At 65.9% G+C, this 17,614-nt stretch carries 13 protein-coding genes; 5 read left to right on the forward strand and 8 right to left on the reverse strand.

Features of this window, described 5'->3' with window-relative positions; translation table 11 throughout:
• Positions 1-27 precede the first annotated feature (27 nt).
• From ACTDI4_RS13705 to ACTDI4_RS13720, 4 genes are all read right to left on the reverse strand, one after another.
• Complete coding sequence (locus tag ACTDI4_RS13705; RefSeq protein ID WP_442841668.1) at positions 28-627, reverse strand: ABC-type transport auxiliary lipoprotein family protein; 600 nt, start codon at positions 625-627, stop codon at positions 28-30.
• 131 nt (positions 628-758) lie between these two features.
• Positions 759-2,132, reverse strand: a complete 1,374-nt coding sequence (locus ACTDI4_RS13710) for an MlaD family protein (RefSeq protein ID WP_442841669.1) — start codon at positions 2,130-2,132, stop codon at positions 759-761.
• 13 nt (positions 2,133-2,145) lie between these two features.
• Positions 2,146-2,934 (reverse strand): ABC transporter ATP-binding protein, encoded by a 789-nt coding sequence (locus ACTDI4_RS13715; protein ID WP_442841670.1) that lies wholly within the window; start codon positions 2,932-2,934, stop codon positions 2,146-2,148.
• Between the two features lie 31 nt (positions 2,935-2,965).
• The gene (locus ACTDI4_RS13720; protein ID WP_442841671.1) at positions 2,966-4,153 is read right to left on the reverse strand and encodes an MlaE family lipid ABC transporter permease subunit; all 1,188 of its coding nucleotides are present in this window, start codon (positions 4,151-4,153) and stop codon (positions 2,966-2,968) included.
• Positions 4,154-4,231: 78 nt separating this feature from the next.
• On the opposite strand from ACTDI4_RS13720, the gene dgcA reads away from it, so the two are divergent.
• Positions 4,232-5,215, forward strand: a complete 984-nt coding sequence (gene dgcA / locus ACTDI4_RS13725; protein WP_442841672.1) for an N-acetyl-D-Glu racemase DgcA — start codon at positions 4,232-4,234, stop codon at positions 5,213-5,215.
• Here dgcA and ACTDI4_RS13730 read toward each other — a convergent pair.
• Entirely contained in the window at positions 5,186-6,400 is a 1,215-nt protein-coding gene (locus ACTDI4_RS13730; RefSeq protein ID WP_442841673.1) for an MFS transporter, read from the reverse strand. The two genes, dgcA and ACTDI4_RS13730, sit on opposite strands and share 30 nt — an antisense overlap.
• Positions 6,401-6,860: 460 nt before the next feature.
• On the opposite strand from ACTDI4_RS13730, the gene ACTDI4_RS13735 reads away from it, so the two are divergent.
• The 3 genes from ACTDI4_RS13735 (at position 6,861) to ACTDI4_RS13745 (ending at position 11,375) form a co-directional block, all read left to right on the forward strand.
• Positions 6,861-7,640: an SDR family oxidoreductase gene (locus ACTDI4_RS13735; RefSeq protein ID WP_442841674.1), complete on the forward strand. Its 780-nt coding sequence runs from the start codon at positions 6,861-6,863 to the stop codon at positions 7,638-7,640.
• A gap of 162 nt (positions 7,641-7,802) precedes the next feature.
• Entirely contained in the window at positions 7,803-10,154 is a 2,352-nt protein-coding gene (locus ACTDI4_RS13740) for an NADP-dependent malic enzyme (protein ID WP_442841675.1), read from the forward strand.
• 60 nt (positions 10,155-10,214) lie between these two features.
• Positions 10,215-11,375 carry a DUF2865 domain-containing protein gene (locus ACTDI4_RS13745; protein ID WP_442841676.1) on the forward strand — a complete coding sequence of 387 codons (1,161 nt, stop codon included), beginning with the start codon at positions 10,215-10,217 and terminating at the stop codon, positions 11,373-11,375.
• Here ACTDI4_RS13745 and gltX read toward each other — a convergent pair.
• A complete protein-coding gene (gene gltX / locus ACTDI4_RS13750) occupies positions 11,293-12,666 on the reverse strand; it encodes a glutamate--tRNA ligase (protein ID WP_442841677.1) in 1,374 nt (457 codons plus the stop codon). The two genes, ACTDI4_RS13745 and gltX, sit on opposite strands and share 83 nt — an antisense overlap.
• A gap of 205 nt (positions 12,667-12,871) precedes the next feature.
• Here gltX and aqpZ point away from each other — a divergent pair, with 205 nt between their 5' ends.
• A complete protein-coding gene (aqpZ, locus tag ACTDI4_RS13755) occupies positions 12,872-13,558 on the forward strand; it encodes an aquaporin Z (protein WP_442841678.1) in 687 nt (228 codons plus the stop codon).
• A gap of 78 nt (positions 13,559-13,636) precedes the next feature.
• Here the strand turns inward: aqpZ and alaS are convergent, their stop codons facing one another.
• Positions 13,637-16,306: an alanine--tRNA ligase gene (gene alaS, locus ACTDI4_RS13760; protein WP_442841679.1), complete on the reverse strand. Its 2,670-nt coding sequence runs from the start codon at positions 16,304-16,306 to the stop codon at positions 13,637-13,639.
• A 213-nt stretch (positions 16,307-16,519) separates the two neighbouring features.
• Positions 16,520-17,611, reverse strand: a complete 1,092-nt coding sequence (recA, locus tag ACTDI4_RS13765; RefSeq protein ID WP_442841680.1) for a recombinase RecA — start codon at positions 17,609-17,611, stop codon at positions 16,520-16,522.
• Positions 17,612-17,614: the final 3 nt, after the last annotated feature.

A 17,614-nucleotide genomic window follows, 5' to 3' on the forward strand; every position in this document is an offset into this window, starting at 1 on the left:
ATGCGTGCCGGCAGTCAGCAGGCGCAGTCAGATGGTGGAATCGGTCCAGCGCACGATGTCCTGCGCTGCCTGGCCGAATGCGGCGTCGAGCGCCGCGACATAGGCCGGGTTGCCGGCGCCCGACAGCGGCGCGCTCGCGGTGAAGGAGCGCTGCGCGCGAACCTCGCCGTTGCGGTCGTTGAGCAGACGCACGAAAAGCTCGACCACGGCGCGGTTTTCGCCTCGCCCGACGCGCACGTCGAAGGTTCGGATTTCGGTGATGACCTGATAGTCGATGGCCAGCCCCTCGCCCGGCTTGCCGACGCCGGCGAAGCTGCCGGAGCGCTGGAAGGTCTCGGCAAGCCTGGCCTGCACGACCAGCGGCAGCCGGTCCGCCCACTGGGCACCCTTCAGGTATTCGATCGAGCGGGCGCCCGTCTTGATGACGATGTTCTGGCTGTCCAGCGCCTTCAGCGCCGAAGGCTCGGCGATCAGTATCTGCCGCCTGCTATGCCTTTGCCCGGCAACGCTGGCCGCCGAAAGCTCGAACGTGTCGAGCGGCGGCGGCCCGCCGCCCGGCAAGGCGGCGCAGCCCGCAATGGCAAGCGCCAGCAATGCCGCTCCCGATCCGGACACGATGGACTTCACGCGCGATCCCCGTTTGTGCGTCGGTCGCGCCGCCGTTGCCGGCGCGTCGACCTTGGTTTTTTGCGGCGCGCCCGGCTCGATGTCAACTCCAGGTAGCGCGCCCGGACCCGCCCCTTCTGCCGACATCGACATCAACGCCGCGCCCGCCCGTCATACTGGCGCACCTCGCCTTCCCCACCGGTAAGGATGCGCTGCGGATTGCGCCCCAGATCGGTCACCGTCTGCTCGATGCGGTTGATCGAGCGGCGGCTGTCCTGCACCAGGGCTTCGATGTTCTGCAGCCCCGCCCCCGAGAACCGGGCCAGATTGTCGGTTATGGTGCCCAGGCGCGCATTCAGCGTGTCGGCCACCTGCTTGAAGGATTTCAGCGTGGCCCTGGCGTCGGCCATGACGCCATTGGCCTCGCCGGAGCCGAGCAACTGATCGACCTTGGCCAGAATGCCGTCGACGCGCACGGAGGCGTCGTTGAGGCGCTGGGCGAGTTGGCGGGCATCCTTGATTGTCTGGTCGATGTCGTCGGCGCGATTGCCGACCTTTTCCGTCACCTTGGCAATATCGGCGGCGGCCTTGTCGGCGCTCTCGCTCGCCTGCTTGATATTGGCGAGCGCGGTGCGCACGTCGTCCGGATTGACGCTGTCCAGCAGGCCGTCCACCTTGGCCAGCGTGCCCTGGGTCTTCTGGGAAAAGTCGGTGATCGATCCCACCGCCCTGTTGACGTTGTCGAGCATTCCGTCGAGCTGGCTGCTGGTCTGCTTCAGATTGGCGCTCACCGCGTCGATATTGGCCACGATCTCCCGGACCTTGTCCTTGTCGACGGCGTTGAGCAGCCCCTCCGCCGCCTTCAGCGTGCCGTCCAGCTTGCCGGACACGCCCTGCAACTCATTGGCAAGCGCGCTGACGCTGGTCAGGAACTTGTCGACACCGTCGGAATTGCGCGCCAGCGCGTCGGAGAATTTCTGGACGTTCTGAACGGTCTGCGTCAGCGGCCCCCGCACGTCCTGGGTGAAGCCCTCCAGATTGGTGAGGACCTTGTCGGCCCGGTTGAAGATGTCCTGCGCCGACTGGAGCAGGTTGGTGACCGCCGAGGGGTTGGCAACGATCTCCGCCACTTTTCCCTCTTCCTCGGCCTCGTCCAGCAGCTTGGGCTCCTTCGGATTTGCGCCCTTGAGCTCGATATTCGCCTGGCCGGTCAAGCCGGCCAGCCCGATGTCGGCCTGGGTCGACTTGGTGATGGGGGTGTTTCGGTCGATTTCCGTGTCGGCGATGGCGACGGTCGGATTGTTGACGTCGATGTAGACGCGGCGCACGTCGCCCACCTTCACGCCGTTGAACAGCACGAAGCTGCCGCGGCCAAGGCCGGAGGCGGAGCCGGGAATGCGCACGCGCAGCATTGCTGTCTCCCCCCGCTCGCCAATACCGGCGGTCCAGTAGACGAAAGCGAACGCGGCGAGGATCGCCACCAGCGTGAAGATGCCGACAATGACGTAGTTGGCTCTGGTTTCCATCGCTTACTTATCGCTACTGCCGGGCGGCAAGATCAAGCTGCCGCGCCCGTTTGCCCCGGAAATACGACTTTACCCACGGTTCCTCGCTCTTGAGCATGTCCTCGATCGTGCCTTCGACCAGGATTTTCTTGCGCCCGAGCACGGCCACGCGGTCACATGTGGTGAACAGCGAATCGAGATCGTGGGTGACCATGTAGACGGTGAGCCCCATCGTATCGCGCAGCTTCACCACCAGCTCGTCGAACTCGGCCGCGCTGATCGGATCGAGCCCGGAGGTCGGTTCGTCCAGGAAGACGATGTCGGGATCGAGCGCCAGTGCCCGCGCCAGTGCTGCGCGCTTTATCATGCCGCCGGAAAGCTCCGACGGATATTTTGCGGCATCGTTCGGCGACAGGCCGACCAGCTCGATCTTGAGCAGCGCCAGCTCGTCCATCAGCTTCTTCGGCAGGTCGAGATATTCGCGCATCGGAACCTGCACGTTTTCCTTCAGCGTCAGCGAGGAGAACAGCGCCCCCTGCTGGAACAGCACGCCCAGCCGCATGTCGAGGGCCAGCCGCTCGGCGTCGCTCGCCTTCTCCACGTCGATGCCGAACAGACGGATCGTGCCCGAGCGCTTGCGCACCAGGCCCAGGATGGTGCGCAGCAGCACCGATTTGCCGCCGCCGGAGGCCCCCACGAAGCCCAGGATCTCGCCGCGCCTGATGTCCAGCGAGAGCCCATCGAGGATGACGTTGTCGCCGAACGCCACGGTGATGTCGGAGGCCGACAGCACGATCTCCTCATGCCCGGTCTCTTCCGCCATCCCTGTCTGCTTCTCCGCCGCCGCCGCCATGTCAGAAATTGATCGCCGCGTAGAAGATGGCGAACAAGCCGTCGAGGATGATGACTACGAAAATCGACTTCACCACGGAGGCGGTCACATGCCTGCCGAGCGATTCGGCGCTGCCGCCGACCTTCATGCCCTCGACCGAGGCGATCGTGCCGATGATGATGGCCATGAACGGAGCCTTGATGAGACCGGCGAAAATGGTGCTGAGGTCGATCGCCGCGCGAAGCCGGTCGAGAAAGGCGGCCGGCGGGATGTCCGAATACAGATACGCCGCGAGCATGCCGCCGGCGAGCGCCGCAAAATTAGCCAGTATCGTCAGACATGGCAGCCCGATCACCAGCGCCACCAGGCGCGGAAACACCAGAACCCCGATCGGGTTGAGGCCGATGACCTTGAGTGCGTCCACCTCCTCGCGCATCTTCATCGAGCCGATCTCGGCCGTGATGGCGCTGCCGGAGCGGCCGGCGATCATGATCGCCGTCATCAGCACCCCAAGTTCGCGCAGCACCAGAACGCCGACCAGATCGACCACGAAGATGTCGGCGCCGAAATAGCGCAGTTGATAGGCGCCCTGCTGCGCGACGATGGCGCCGACGATGAACGACATGAGCACCACCACCGGAACGGCGCCCACGCCCATGCGGTCGAGCTGGTTGAAGATGGCGGCCGGATTGATCGCGTGGCCGCGGCCGAGCTTCAACTGCGCGCCGCCGATTGTGGCGCCCAGTATGTTCATGGCAGCCAGGAAATCCTCGCCCATCTCGCAGACGCGCCGCCCTGTCCTTTCCAGCAGCCTGATGACGATGTTGGGCTGCTGGGTGACCTGAACTGCGTCACGGCCGTGAACCGCTTCATTCACGGCATCGAGCAATGTGGAGATCGTCTGGCTCTCTCCCTGGATGCTCACCTCCACGCCGCGTTGCCTGCATGAGGAAATCAGCCGGTCGACCAGCCAGGCACCAGCAGTGTCCATCTTGCCGACATTGGAAAAATCGAGCGCCAGGCGCTTGAAGTCGCCTTGCCTTTCGATGCTGCGCATGTCGGCATCGACCGCTGCGACCCGGCGCGTGATCCAGTTGCCGGAAAAGGCGCAACCGAGCACGTCATCTTCCCTGCCCGTCACGACGCGCGGCTGGCGCGCGTCCTGCGCGGCCGACTTGCTGCTTGCGTCGCGTTTGCCGATGGTCAACATGGCGCCCTGTTTAGCCCGACGCAAGCTGCCTGTCGATTTCGACACCATCCGCCAGCGTCGTCGCCGGAGAAGAAAAACATGCCGCGTGTCATTTCGGTCGAGATCGAGCGTTTTCCCATTGCCGGCAGCTTCACCATTTCGCGCGGTTCCAAGACGGAGGCGGAAGTCGTCACCTGCACGATCCGCGAAGGCGGCAACGCCGGACGCGGCGAATGCGTTCCCTACCGGCGCTATGGCGAGACGAGCGCGGGAGTGGCGGCGGCCATCGAGGCTGCGCGCGCATCGCTGTCGGCAGGCATGACGCGCGTGGAGTTGCTGCAGGCGATGCCGGCCGGCGCGGCACGCAACGCCGTGGATTGCGCCTTGTGGGATCTGGAGGCGAAGGCCAGCGGCATCTCCGTGGCCGAACGGCTGGGCAGCGTGCCACGCAGACTCGAAACCGCCTACACCCTGTCGCTCGCGGCATCTGAGGCGATGGCCGCCCAGGCACGCGCGAATTCGGCGCGCCCGCTGCTCAAGGTCAAGCTCGGCGGCGGCAAAGACGATATCGACCGCATCCGTGCGGTGCGGGCAGCAGCACCGCAAAGCCGCCTCGTTCTTGATGCCAACGAAGGCTGGAGCGAGGACGACATCGCCGCGAACATGGCTGCGGCGGCTGCGCTGGGCGTTTCACTGATCGAGCAGCCGCTGCCGGCCGGGCAGGACGAAATCCTGGGCCGCATCGACCGCCCTGTCCCGATCTGCGCCGACGAAAGCGTGCACGAGGCGGGCGATCTGGATCGGCTGGCCGGCCTCTACGACGCGGTCAACATCAAGCTCGACAAGGCCGGAGGACTTACGGCGGCGCTCGCCCTGCACAAGCGGGCCCGCGAAATGGGCTTCGGCGTCATGGTGGGCTGCATGGTTGGCACATCGCTGGCCATGGCGCCCGCCCTGCTGCTGGCGCAGGACGCCGACTATGTCGATCTGGACGGGCCGCTGCTGCTTGCCCGCGACCGCGAACCCGGCCTTGCCTATGAAGGTTCGCTGGTCTCACCGCCCTTTCCGGCGCTGTGGGGCTGAACGCGCGGCAAGCCAGATCAGCCACAGGCCCGCCAGCGCCACCGGCACCATGGCCCAGAAGCCGCCGACGTTCAGACGGTCGTAGAGCGGGCCGGAGGCGAGCGTGGCGCCGGCCATGCACACGCCATTGGCGAAATAGGCGATGCCCTGGGCAGCCCCGGTGCGTTCTTCGGGAATGGTCTCGGCGATCATCTTCTGCAAGCCGATCAGGATCAGGGCGGTGGAGAACGCGTGCAGCCCCTGCACCGCGAAGAAGCCCGGCAGGCCGAGGCCCATCGGCCAGACCAGCGGATAGGCGACCCAACGCACCGCCGCGCCGATTCCGGCGATCACCATGACCCTTTCCACGGAAACGGCGCCGAAGATGCGGTTGAACACCATGAACATCCACACTTCGCACACGACGCCGAACGCCCAAAGCAAACCGACCATCGAATCGCCGATGCCGATCGACTTCCAGTAGATGGAGGCGAAACCGTACATGAAGCCGTGGCTGCCGACGATGACGCCGGCGCCGGTGACGAAATAGAGGAAGTAGGGCTCAAGCAGCTTGGGCGCCTGGTCCTGCATGTCGGCAGCCGAAAGCGGCGAGGCCAGCCGCGGCCGGCCGAGGCGCGGCGTGAACAGGGCAGCGGCCAACGCGGCGCAGAACGACAGGAACAGGACGCCGGGAACCGCGCCGGCACCCGTATGGGCCAGGATAAGGCCGCCGGCGAGGTTGGCGCAGAGAAACGAGATCGAGCCCCAGATGCGCATGGCCGGATAGTTCGAGCCGAAGCGGCGCACGCCGGACAGCGCCAAAGAGTCGGCGATCGTCGAATGCGGCGTCCACACCACGGCAAGCACGAGCGAGACCGCCAGCACGACGACATAGTCCGGTGCCAGGAAATACCCCGCCGAGACGAGCACCGACGCCGCCACCAGCGCGATGTAGACGTCGGCCCGGTCGCGCACCTTGTCGGCAAGCGCGGTCAGCAGCGGCGTGGTGGCGACACGCAGGAACATCGGCGCCGAAAGGATGACGGCGATCTTTTCCGGGCCGAAGCCGTTCGCTTCCAGCCAGAGCGGGAAATAAGGCAGATAGATGCCGCCCGGCACCAGCAGCGTGAAGAAAAGCGCCGCCATGCGTGGCTCGAACCAGCGCGGCTTGATCTTCTGTTGCGGTGAAAGCGGCGGCAGGAGCATCGCAAATCTGTACCGTCGGGCGCGGTTCCGGGCCGGCCAGCGCGGCATCCGCATAGCATGGCCCCGATTACCGCGAAACTGCCTGGCCTAGGGTCAGGACCTGTTAATTTGGTTGGAATGGTCGGAGCGGATTTGTGCGGATGCGCGAAGCAAGGCCGCAGGAAGGCTGGAGCCTTTCAAGGCCTTGCGACAAAGCAGCCCGTGCAAATCCGCCCGATCCGAAGGACGATCGAGCTGGCGTCGATCTGCCGCGTCAAAGTCCTCGACCGGGGGAACCACCCCGCTCTTCGGACTTTTCCTCGCATCTCTTGCCATCTCGAACGCCATTCCAGCCAAATTAACAGGTCCTGACCCTAGTCGATTAACAGCCGCAAAGGGCCGCGCCCTTGGCGGTTGCCCCTGCACCAGCACAAGGAGTAAGTCTGCAACGGCCTGCAAGGAAACCTCGGAGGATTTGAAGATGGATCTCGGCATTCGCGGCAGGAAGGCGATCGTGTGCGCCTCCAGCAAGGGGCTGGGGCGAGGCTGCGCTGCGGCACTTGCCGAAGCCGGCTGCGACCTCGTGGTCAACGGCCGCAATGCCGAGGTGCTGGCAAGCACCGCGCAGCACCTGCGGCAAAGCTGGGGCGTCAACGTGGCGGAGGTGGTTGGCGACGTCTCCCGGCCGGAGGTGCAGGCCGCCCTGTTCGCCGCCTGCCCCGAGCCCGACATACTGGTCAACAACAATGGCGGCCCGCCCTTCCGCGATTTCCGCGAACTCGACCGGGCAAAAATCCTGGAAGGCGTGACCAACAACATGGTGACGCCGATCGAATTGGTCAAAGCAGTGCTCGACGGCATGGCGGCGCGCGGTTTCGGCCGCATCGTCAACATCACCTCGCTGTCGGTCTACACGCCGATCCCGGGCCTCGACCTGTCCTCTGGCGCCCGCGCCGGGCTCACCTCGTTCCTCGCCGGGGTGGCCCGCACCGTGGCCGACCGCAACGTCACCATCAACAACCTGCTGCCCGGCAAGCTGGACACCGACCGGCTTCGCGGCCCGCACGAGGCCGGCACGCCGGAAGATCCGGCAGCGGCCGCCGCCCGCAAGACGCGCATCAGCGCCGACATTCCGGCCAAACGGCTCGGCACGCCGGAGGAATTCGGACAGATCTGCGCGTTCCTGTGCTCGGTCCATGCCGGATACCTGACTGGCCAGAACATTCCGGTAGACGGCGGCCTCTACGTCAGCGCATTCTGAGGCTGCGGCCAAAAGCCTGATTCATTTCCGCAGCTTTTGGCGGCAAGTTGCTGATCACGGATGCTTTTCTGGCAGCACAGACGACGCCCAGGGTAGCGTTTTCACGTCTCGAAAAGCGACCCGGCATGCTAAGGAATACGGAACCAGTGAGGACGGGCCAGCATGAGAAGTGAAGGCGAAACAGCGGCAAACTCGGATCTCGACGAGGCGGCGCTCTTCTTCCACAAGTATCCGACGCCCGGAAAGCTCGAAATCCAGGCCACCAAGGCGCTCGGCAACCAGCGCGACCTTGCGCTGGCCTATTCGCCCGGTGTGGCGGCTCCCTGCCTTGCCATCCGCGACGATCCGGCCATGGCCGCCGAATACACCGCGCGCGCCAATCTCGTGGCCGTGGTGTCCAACGGCACTGCCGTGCTCGGGCTCGGCAATATCGGCCCGCTGGCCTCAAAGCCCGTGATGGAAGGCAAGGCGGTGCTGTTCAAGAAGTTCGCCGGCATCGACGTGTTCGACATCGAGATCGACGCGCCGGAGATCGAGCGCATGGTCGGCACCATCTCGGCGCTGGAGCCGACCTTCGGCGGCATCAACCTGGAGGACATCAAGGCGCCCGAATGCTTCGAGGTCGAAGAGCAGCTGAAGCAGCGCATGCGCATTCCGGTCTTCCACGATGACCAGCACGGCACCGCCATCATCGTGGCCGCCGCCATCCTCAACGGGCTCGAACTGGCCGGCAAGAGGATCGAGGACATCAAGATCGTCACCTCCGGAGCGGGCGCGGCCGCACTCGCCTGCCTCAACCTTCTCGTCTCGCTCGGCGCCAGGGTCGAAAACATCTGGGTCACCGACCGCTTCGGCGTCGCCTGGCGTGGCCGCACCGAAGAGATGGACCGCTGGAAGGACACCTATGTCAAGGACACGCCGCATCGCACCCTGGCCGACGTGCTGCCGGGGGCGGACGTGTTCCTGGGCCTGTCGGCCGCCGGCGTGCTGAAGCCGGAACTGCTGCAATCGATGGCCCCGCAGCCGCTCATCCTGGCACTCGCCAATCCGACGCCTGAAATCATGCCCGAGGTGGCGCGCGCGGCGCGGCCCGACGCCATGATCTGCACCGGCCGTTCGGACTATCCCAATCAGGTCAACAACGTCATCTGCTTTCCCTACATCTTCCGCGGCGCGCTGGACTGCGGCGCCAGCGCCATCAACGAGGAGATGAAGATGGCCGCAGTGCGGGCGATCGCGGCGCTCTCGCGCGAAGAGCCTTCCGACGTCGCAGCCCGCGCCTATTCCAGCGAAACGCCCGGCTTCGGTCCGGACTTCCTCATACCCTCGCCTTTCGATCCGAGACTGATCCTGCGCGTGGCGCCGGCCGTTGCCGAAGCCGCGGGCAAGACCGGCGTCGCCACGCGGCCGATCACCGACATGGCCGCCTATATCGACAAGCTGAACCGCTTCGTCTTCCGCTCCGGCCTCGTCATGAAGCCCGTGTTCTCCGCCGCCAAGACCGCGAGCGCCAAGCGCGTCATCTATGGCGACGGCGAGGACGAGCGCGTTCTGCGCGCGGCCCAGGTGGTGCTGGAGGAAGGGCTCGCCGAGCCGATCCTGATCGGCCGCCCGCATGTCATCGAGGTGCGGCTGAAGCGTTATGGCCTGCGCATCCGGCCCGGCGTCGATTTCGGGCTGATCAACCCCGAGGACGACCCACGCTACCGCCACTATGTCGATCTGCTTATCGAACTGGGCGGGCGACGCGGAATCACGCAGGAAGCCGCCCGCAACATGGTGCGCACCGACCCGACGGTGATCGCGACCCTTGCTATGAAACGTGGCGAGGCGGACGCCATGATCTGCGGCCTGGAGGGGCGCTTTGCCCGCCACCTGCGCAACGTGAACCGGCTGATCGGCCTGCGCGAAGGCGTCAAGGAGCTTTCGGCGCTGTCCATGCTGATCTCGCAGCGTGGCGTGCTGTTCCTTACCGACACCTATGTCACGGTCGATCCGTCGGCCGAGCAGATCGCCGAGATGACCATGCTGGCGGCCGAGGAAATCCGCCGCTTCGGCATCGAGCCGAAGGCGGCGCTGGTTTCGCTGTCCGATTTCGGTTCGCACGAGGCGCCCAGCGCGCAGAAGATGGCCAGGGCCGCGGCTCTCCTGGCCCGCATGGCGCCGGATCTCGAATGCGACGGCGAGATGCATGCCGACACCGCGCTTTCCGTCTCCCTGCGCCAGCGGGTCTATCCGCACAGCCGGCTCAAGGGTGAGGCCAACCTGCTGGTCTTCCCCAGCCTCGACGCCGCCAACATCACGATGTCGGCGCTGCGCACCATGCTGGACGCACTGCATGTCGGCCCCATCCTGCTCGGCACCGACATGCCGGCGCACATCCTGACCCCTTCCGTCACCTCCCGCGGCATCGTCAACATGACCGCGATCGCGGTTGCGGAGTGCTCCCATCGCGCGCAGGCGACCCAGCAGGCCAGCCGCGATGCGATCCCGCCCGGCGGCGCGGCGAGGTAAGCAAAGAGTTAACCCGGCCGACGATAGACTCCCGGCCGAACAGGCCGTGGAACGGGGCTCATGCGGGGTATCGACTGGAAGCTGGCGGTAGCGGGCGCGCTTGTTGGCGTCGCCGCCTTCTCGGCCGGCATCGCCCGGTCCCAAGCCGCACCGTCCGTCTGCCGCCAGCTTCAGGCCGAACTCGCATCGGTCTCCTCGCAGGGCAGCGGCGGGCCGAAACTGCTGGCCAAATATGACGACGCCATCGCCAGGCAGCGGCGCGAACTGGAAAAGGCCCGTTCGCGGGCCCGCGCCGCCGGCTGCGGCTTTTTCCTGTTGGGCGGCACCGTCGCCCAATGCGCAGCGCTGAACGCGGCGCAGGACCGCATGAACCGCAATCTGGACGCCCTGGAAAGGAAGCGCGCCGCGCTTGCTGGAAGCGGCTCGCGCCGCGATCGCGCCCGGATTCGGGCCCAGCTCGACGCAAATGGCTGCAACAACCCGCCTGGAGCGGAAGCGGCCGCCGCTGCGAGCTGGCCGGAGCAGCAGGTACGCATCCACGGCGGCGGCATGGACCTGACCTCGCCGCAGCCTCTCGGCGATGGTTCGGTAAGCGGCACCGTCATCGAATGGCAGGGTGCGGCACGGATAGCCCCTGGCGAATACCGCACGATGTGCGTACGCACCTGCGATGGGTACTTCTTCCCGATGTCCAATGCCGCGTCAGTCGGCAATTTCGAGCGCGACCAGAAGAACTGCGAGGCGAGTTGCCCCGGCACGCGCATGCAGCTTTTCTACGCGCGTGGCATCGGCGCGGATTCGGCCACTATGATCTCTACCGCCACGGGCGAGCCCTATGGCAATCTATCGACCGCCTATCTGTACAAACGGCCGGGCGCCTCCGTTCCGCCGGGCTGCGGCTGCAACGCCGCCGCCCAGGATTTCCGCGTCATCGCCGGCAAGCCGTCAACGGAGCCTTCGCGCCGGTCCGACGCGCAGGAACTGTCGTCGTTCCTGCCCGTTCCTGTCGCACGGCCGGACCCGGCCGCCGATCCGGAAACGCTCGCCAACCGCGATGGCGGACTCGACCTCGACGCATTGCGCACGCTGGCGAAAAAGCCGGCGGTTTTTCTGCCGCCGGCCGAAGAAGACCGCAAGGTCAGGGTCGTCGGGCCAGCGTTCCTTCCCGACCCAGGAGCGGCAGCAGATCCGCAAGCTCCGGCCCCGAAGGCAACCCCGTGAGCGCCAGTCGCATCGGCATGAACAGCGCCTTGCCCTTGCGGCCCGTTTCTTCCTTCACCTTCGCCGTCCAGTCCTTCCAGATCGTGTCGCTCCACGGCTCCTCGGGAAGGAGGTCGAACGCCATGCGCAGGAATTCGCGGTCCTCTTCCAAAAAATCCGGCTGCTCCTGCGGACCCTGATTGACGATGCGCCACCAGGACGCCGCATCGGCGAGCTTGTCGAGATTGCCGCGCACGGCCATCCAGAACGGCTCCGCCCGCTCGCCGGAAATACCGAGCACCATCAGCCGGTCGCGGACCTGGCCGAAGGGCATGTGATGCAGCAGCGCGCGATTCAGCACCTGCAACTCGTCCGGATCGAACTTGGCGGCGGATTTCGACGTTGCCGCGGGATCGAAGCGCCGGGCGAGTTCCGCCATGGTCGGCACCGCTTCGACATTCTCCGACGTACCGATCAGCACCGCCAGCGACGCCACCGCCATCGGCTCTATCCCGGCCTCCCGCAGCCCCTCGATCGACAGCGCGCCGGTGCGCTTGGAAAGTCCTTCCCCCGACGTGGTGGTCAGCAAATTGTGGTGGCCGAACACCGGCGGCTGCGCACCCAGTGCCCTGAACAGCGCAATCTGCACGCCTGTGTTGGTGACGTGGTCGTCGCCGCGGATCACATGGGTCACACCCATGTCGATGTCGTCCACCACCGAAGGCAATGTGTAAAGGTAGGTGCCGTCCTCGCGCACCAGCACGGGGTCCGACACGGAGGCGAGGTCCACCGTCTCTTCCCCGCGCACGAGGTCGTTCCAGTGAATGTCCGTGCGCTCCGGCTGCGCGGGGTCGGAGGTGAAGTTGGGCAGCAGGAAGCGCCAGTGTGGCCGGCGCCCGTCGGCCTCGTGCTGCGCAATCTCTTCGGGCGTCAGTGCAAGGGATTCGCGGCCATAAACCGGCGGCAGGCCGCGCGTGCGCCGCACCTTGCGGCGCAGGTCGAGTTCCTCCGGCGTCTCGTAGCAGGCATAAAGGACACCCGCCGCCTTGAGCCGCTCCACCGCCGTATCATAGGCGCCGATACGCCGGGACTGATATTCGGTGGCGTCCTGGAAAATACCCAGCCAGTGCAGGTCGTAGAGGATCGCGTCGGCGAATTCCTGCTTCGAACGGGCGGTGTCGGTGTCGTCGAAGCGCTGAATGAAGCGCCCGCGATGCTTCTGGGCGAAAAGCCAGTTGAACAGCGCAGTGCGGGCATTGCCGATATGGATACGGCCGGTCGGCGACGGGGCGAAACGGACGGTGACGATCATTGCGGGGACGTAAAGGAAGGCGCCGCCATTTGCAAGCCGGCGACGGGGCGGGTCGGGGCAGCGGGAACTGGATTTCCTAAGTTATCTTAGATTATGCTAATAAAATAGGGCGCGCGGAGGTTGCGGGCCCGCGCCACACCCGCTTTGCGGGCATCGCGACTCAGCATAAGTTCCGTCCGCGACATTCTGTCACGAGGAGGGAAGTATGCAAAAGAAGCTCGCCGCCGAATTTTTCGGCACATTCTGGCTTGTTTTCTGCGGCTGCGGCGCCGCGGTGCTCGCAGCCGCCTTTCCGGATCTCGGTATCGGCTTTCTCGGCGTGGCGCTCGCGTTCGGGCTTACCGTCGTGACCATGGCCTATGCGGTCGGCGGCATCTCGGGCGGCCATTTCAACCCCGCCGTTTCGGTCGGCATGGCCGTGGGCGGCCGCTTGCCCGCTGGTGAACTGATCGGCTACATCATCGTGCAGGTGGTCGGCGCGGTGGCGGCGGCTGCGGTCCTTTATCTTATCGCCTCCGGCAAGCCGGGTTTCGAGGCCGGCGGCTTCGCCTCCAACGGCTACGGCGACCTTTCGCCCGGCAAATATTCGCTGCTCTCCGGCCTGGTCATCGAAGTGGTGATGACCGCCTTCTTCATCTTCATCATCCTGGCCACCACGGCACCCAGGGCGCCGGCCGGGTTTGCGCCGCTGGCGATCGGACTGACGCTCACGCTGATCCATCTCGTTGCGATCCCGGTCACCAACACGTCCGTCAATCCGGCGCGCTCCACCGGCGCGGCGCTGTTTGCAGAGACGGGTGCGATCGGCCAGCTCTGGCTGTTCTGGGTAGCGCCCATAATCGGTGCCGCCATTGGCGCGGCCGTGTGGAAAGTGCTTTTCGGCGACGAGTGAGCCGCCCTGCCCATGACAACAAAAAGGCGGCCGAAGGACCGCCTTTTTTTTTGCTATCGGGATCATTGCCGATAGGGGTCAGGCGCTGGCGATCGCCTCCGACACCGCCGCCAGCGCGGCACCAGCCCTGGCTCCTTCCGGCCCGCCGGCCTGGGCCATGTCAGGCCGGCCGCCGCCGCCCTGCCCGCCGAGCGCGGCGGATGCCTTGCGCACCAGATCGACCGCCGAGAATTTTGCTGTCAGATCGTCGGTGACGGCGACCACGACGCTGGCCTTGCCGTCCTCGCCTACGCCGACGAAGGTGACGATACCGGAACCGAGCGACTTCTTGCCGTCGTCGGCCAGGGACTTCAGGTCGCGCGGCGCCACGCCCTCCACGACCTTGCCGAGGAATTTCGTGCCGCCGACTTCCTTGATGTCGGAATCCGCCCCGACCGCGCCGCTGCCGCCGCCGAGCGCCAATTTCTTGCGCGCATCGGCAAGCTCGCGCTCGAGCTTGCGGCGCTCCTCCAGCAACGCTTCGACCCGCGCCGGTACGTCGGCCGGCGAGATCTTCAGCGTGGCGGCCACCGATTTCAGCCGCCGCTCCTGTTCGTCGAGGTAGTGGCGGGCGGCATCGCCGGTAAGCGCCTCGATGCGGCGCACGCCGGCGGCGACCGCCCCCTCGGTCACGATGCGGACCAGGCCGATGTCGCCGGTCGCACGGACATGGGTGCCGCCGCACAGTTCCACCGAATAGGGTTTGCCCGCCTTGTCGCCGTGCAGCGCCGTGCCCATGGAGACCACGCGCACCTCGTCGCCATATTTCTCGCCGAACAAGGCCATGGCGCCCTCGGCGATGGCGTCGTCGACGCTCATCAGCCGCGTGGCGACAGGCGTGTTCTGCACCACGATCTCATTGGCCATTTCCTCCACCTTCTCAAGCTCTTCCGCCGAGATGGGTTTGGGGTGGGAAAAATCGAAGCGCAGCCGCTCCGGCGCGACGAGCGAGCCCTTTTGCGCCACATGCGTGCCCAGCACCTCGCGCAGCGCCTCGTGCACCAGATGCGTGGCCGAATGGTTGGCGCGCAGCCCCGTGCGGCGGGCGTGATCGACTTTCAGCTCCACCGCAGCATCCACACTGGCCGTGCCGCGCACGACCTTGCCGAAATGCACGAACAGGCCGTCGGCCTTTTTCTGCGTATCGGATATCTCGATGGCGAAGTTCTCTCCTGAAATCGTGCCGGTGTCGCCCATCTGGCCGCCGGATTCGCCGTAGAACGGGGTCTGATTGACGATCACGCCGACCGTGTCGCCGGCGCTCGCACTGTCGACCGCAGCGCCGTCGCGCACCAGCGCCTGGACTATCCCTTCCGCCTGCTCGGTCTCGTAGCCCAGGAACTCCGTGGCGCCGACCTTCTCGCGCAGGCCGAACCACACGGCCTCCGTGGCCGCCTCGCCTGAGCCGGCCCAGTTGGCGCGCGCCTCCGCCTTCTGGCGGGCCATGGCGGCATCGAAACCTTCAAGGTCGACACCGATGCCGCGCTGGCGCAGCGCATCCTGCGTAAGGTCGAGCGGGAAGCCATAGGTATCGTAGAGCTTGAAGGCGGTCTCCCCGTCCAGCCGCGCGCCTCCCGTAAGGCTCTCGGTGGCGTCGTTGAGCAGCACCAGGCCGCGCGCCAGGGTCTTGCGGAAGCGGGTCTCCTCCAGCTTCAGCGTCTCGGTGATCAGGCTTTCGCCGCGCACCAGCTCGGGATAGGCCTGGCCCATCTCGCGCACCAGCGCCGGCACCAGACGCCACATCAGGGGTTCGGCCGCGCCCAGCAACTGAGCGTGGCGCATGGCCCGGCGCATGATGCGGCGCAGCACGTAGCCGCGCCCTTCATTCGACGGCAGAACGCCGTCGGCAATGAGGAAGCTCGAAGCCCGCAGATGGTCTGCGATGACGCGGTGGCTGGCCCTGTTCTTGCCTTCGGCCGGCACGCCCGTCGCCTCGACCGACGCGCGGATCAGCGCCTTGAACAGGTCGATGTCGTAGTTGTCATGCTCGCCCTGCATGACGGCGGCAATGCGCTCGAGCCCCATGCCCGTGTCGATGGAGGGACGCGGCAGTTCGATGCGCTCCTCTTTCGTCACCTGCTCGAATTGCATGAAGACGAGGTTCCAGATCTCGATGAAGCGGTCGCCGTCCTCATCCGGGCTGCCGGGCGGGCCGCCGGGGATGCCCTCGCCGTGATCGTAGAAGATTTCCGAGCAGGGGCCGCAGGGGCCGGTATCGCCCATCGCCCAGAAATTGTCGCTGGTCGCAATGCGGATGATGCGCTCGTCCGGCAGGCCGGCGATCTTCTTCCAGAATTCGGCGGCCGCGTCGTCGGTATGGTAGACCGTGACCAGCAGGCGGTCCTTCGCCAGGCCGAATTCGCGCGTGATCAGGTTCCACGCCAGCTCGATGGCGCGATCCTTAAAATAGTCGCCGAAGGAAAAGTTGCCGAGCATCTCGAAGAAAGTATGGTGGCGGGCAGTGTAGCCGACATTATCGAGGTCGTTGTGCTTGCCGCCGGCGCGCACGCATTTCTGCGAGGTGGTGGCGCGGCTGTAGGAACGCGTCTCCAGCCCGGTGAAGACGTTCTTGAACTGCACCATGCCGGCATTGGTGAACATCAATGTCGGGTCGTTGCGCGGCACCAGCGGGCTCGACGGGACGACCTCGTGGCCCTCCTTGCGGAAATAGTCGAGGAATGCCGACCGGATCTCGTTGACGCCACTCATCAAAAGCTGCCTTTTCGCGAAAGTCGCCGGCCTCGCCAGCGTACCGAACACGGCCTTTTATCCGCCGGCCCGACCGCTGTCCAGAAACACGGGGCTGCCGAATTCCGAAGTCCCGTCGAGAACGCGAAACGGGCGAAGGAAAAAGAAAATCGCCGGCCATCATGACCGGCGATCCACAACTCGTTCCGAAACCGTCCGGCCGGACCGCCCGGTCTATCCTACGTCGGCCTCGCCCTCGAAACCGTCCTCGCCCGGGCCGCCATTCTCCAGGAATTTTTCGGCGATCAGACCGGCGTTCTGGCGCAGCGCCAGTTCGATCTCGCGCGCGGCTTCGGGGTTGTCGCGCAGGAATTGCTTGGCGTTCTCGCGGCCCTGGCCGAGACGCTGCGAATTGTAGGAGAACCACGCGCCGGACTTCTCCACCACTCCGGCCTTGACGCCCAGGTCGATCAGTTCGCCGGTCTTGGACACGCCCTCGCCATACATGATGTCGAACTCGACCACCTTGAAGGGCGGCGCCAGCTTGTTCTTGACCACCTTCACCCGCGTCTGGTTGCCCACGACCTCGTCGCGGTCCTTGATGGAGCCGATGCGGCGAATGTCGAGCCGCACGGAGGCATAGAACTTCAGCGCGTTGCCGCCGGTGGTGGTCTCGGGCGAGCCGAACATGACGCCGATCTTCATGCGGATCTGGTTGATGAAGATGACCATGGTGTTGGAACGCGAGATCGACGCCGTCAGCTTGCGCAGCGCCTGGCTCATCAGGCGGGCCTGCAGGCCCGGCAGCGAGTCACCCATCTCGCCCTCGATCTCGGCGCGCGGGGTGAGAGCGGCGACAGAGTCCACCACCAGCACATCGATGGCGCCCGAACGCACCAGCGTGTCGCAGATCTCCAGCGCCTGCTCGCCGGTATCGGGCTGCGAGATCAAAAGGTTTTCCAGATCGACACCGAGCTTGCGGGCATAGACGGGGTCGAGCGCATGCTCGGCGTCGACGAAGGCGCAGATGCCGCCCTTCTTCTGCGCCTCGGCCACCGTGTGCAGCGCCAGCGTCGTCTTGCCCGAGCTTTCCGGCCCGTAAATCTCGATGATGCGGCCGCGCGGCAGGCCGCCGACGCCGAGCGCGATATCCAGCCCCAACGAGCCGGTCGGCACCGTCTCGATTTCCACCACCTGCTCGTTGGCACCCAGCCGCATGATCGAGCCCTTGCCGAAGGCGCGCTCGATCTGCGACAGCGCCGCGTCCAGAGCCTTTGATTTGTCCACCGATTTGTCCTCTACGAGCCGCAAACTGTTCTGAGCCATGAT

This window comes from Mesorhizobium sp. PUT5, assembly GCF_052216645.1.
Classification (GTDB): domain Bacteria; phylum Pseudomonadota; class Alphaproteobacteria; order Rhizobiales; family Rhizobiaceae; genus Mesorhizobium.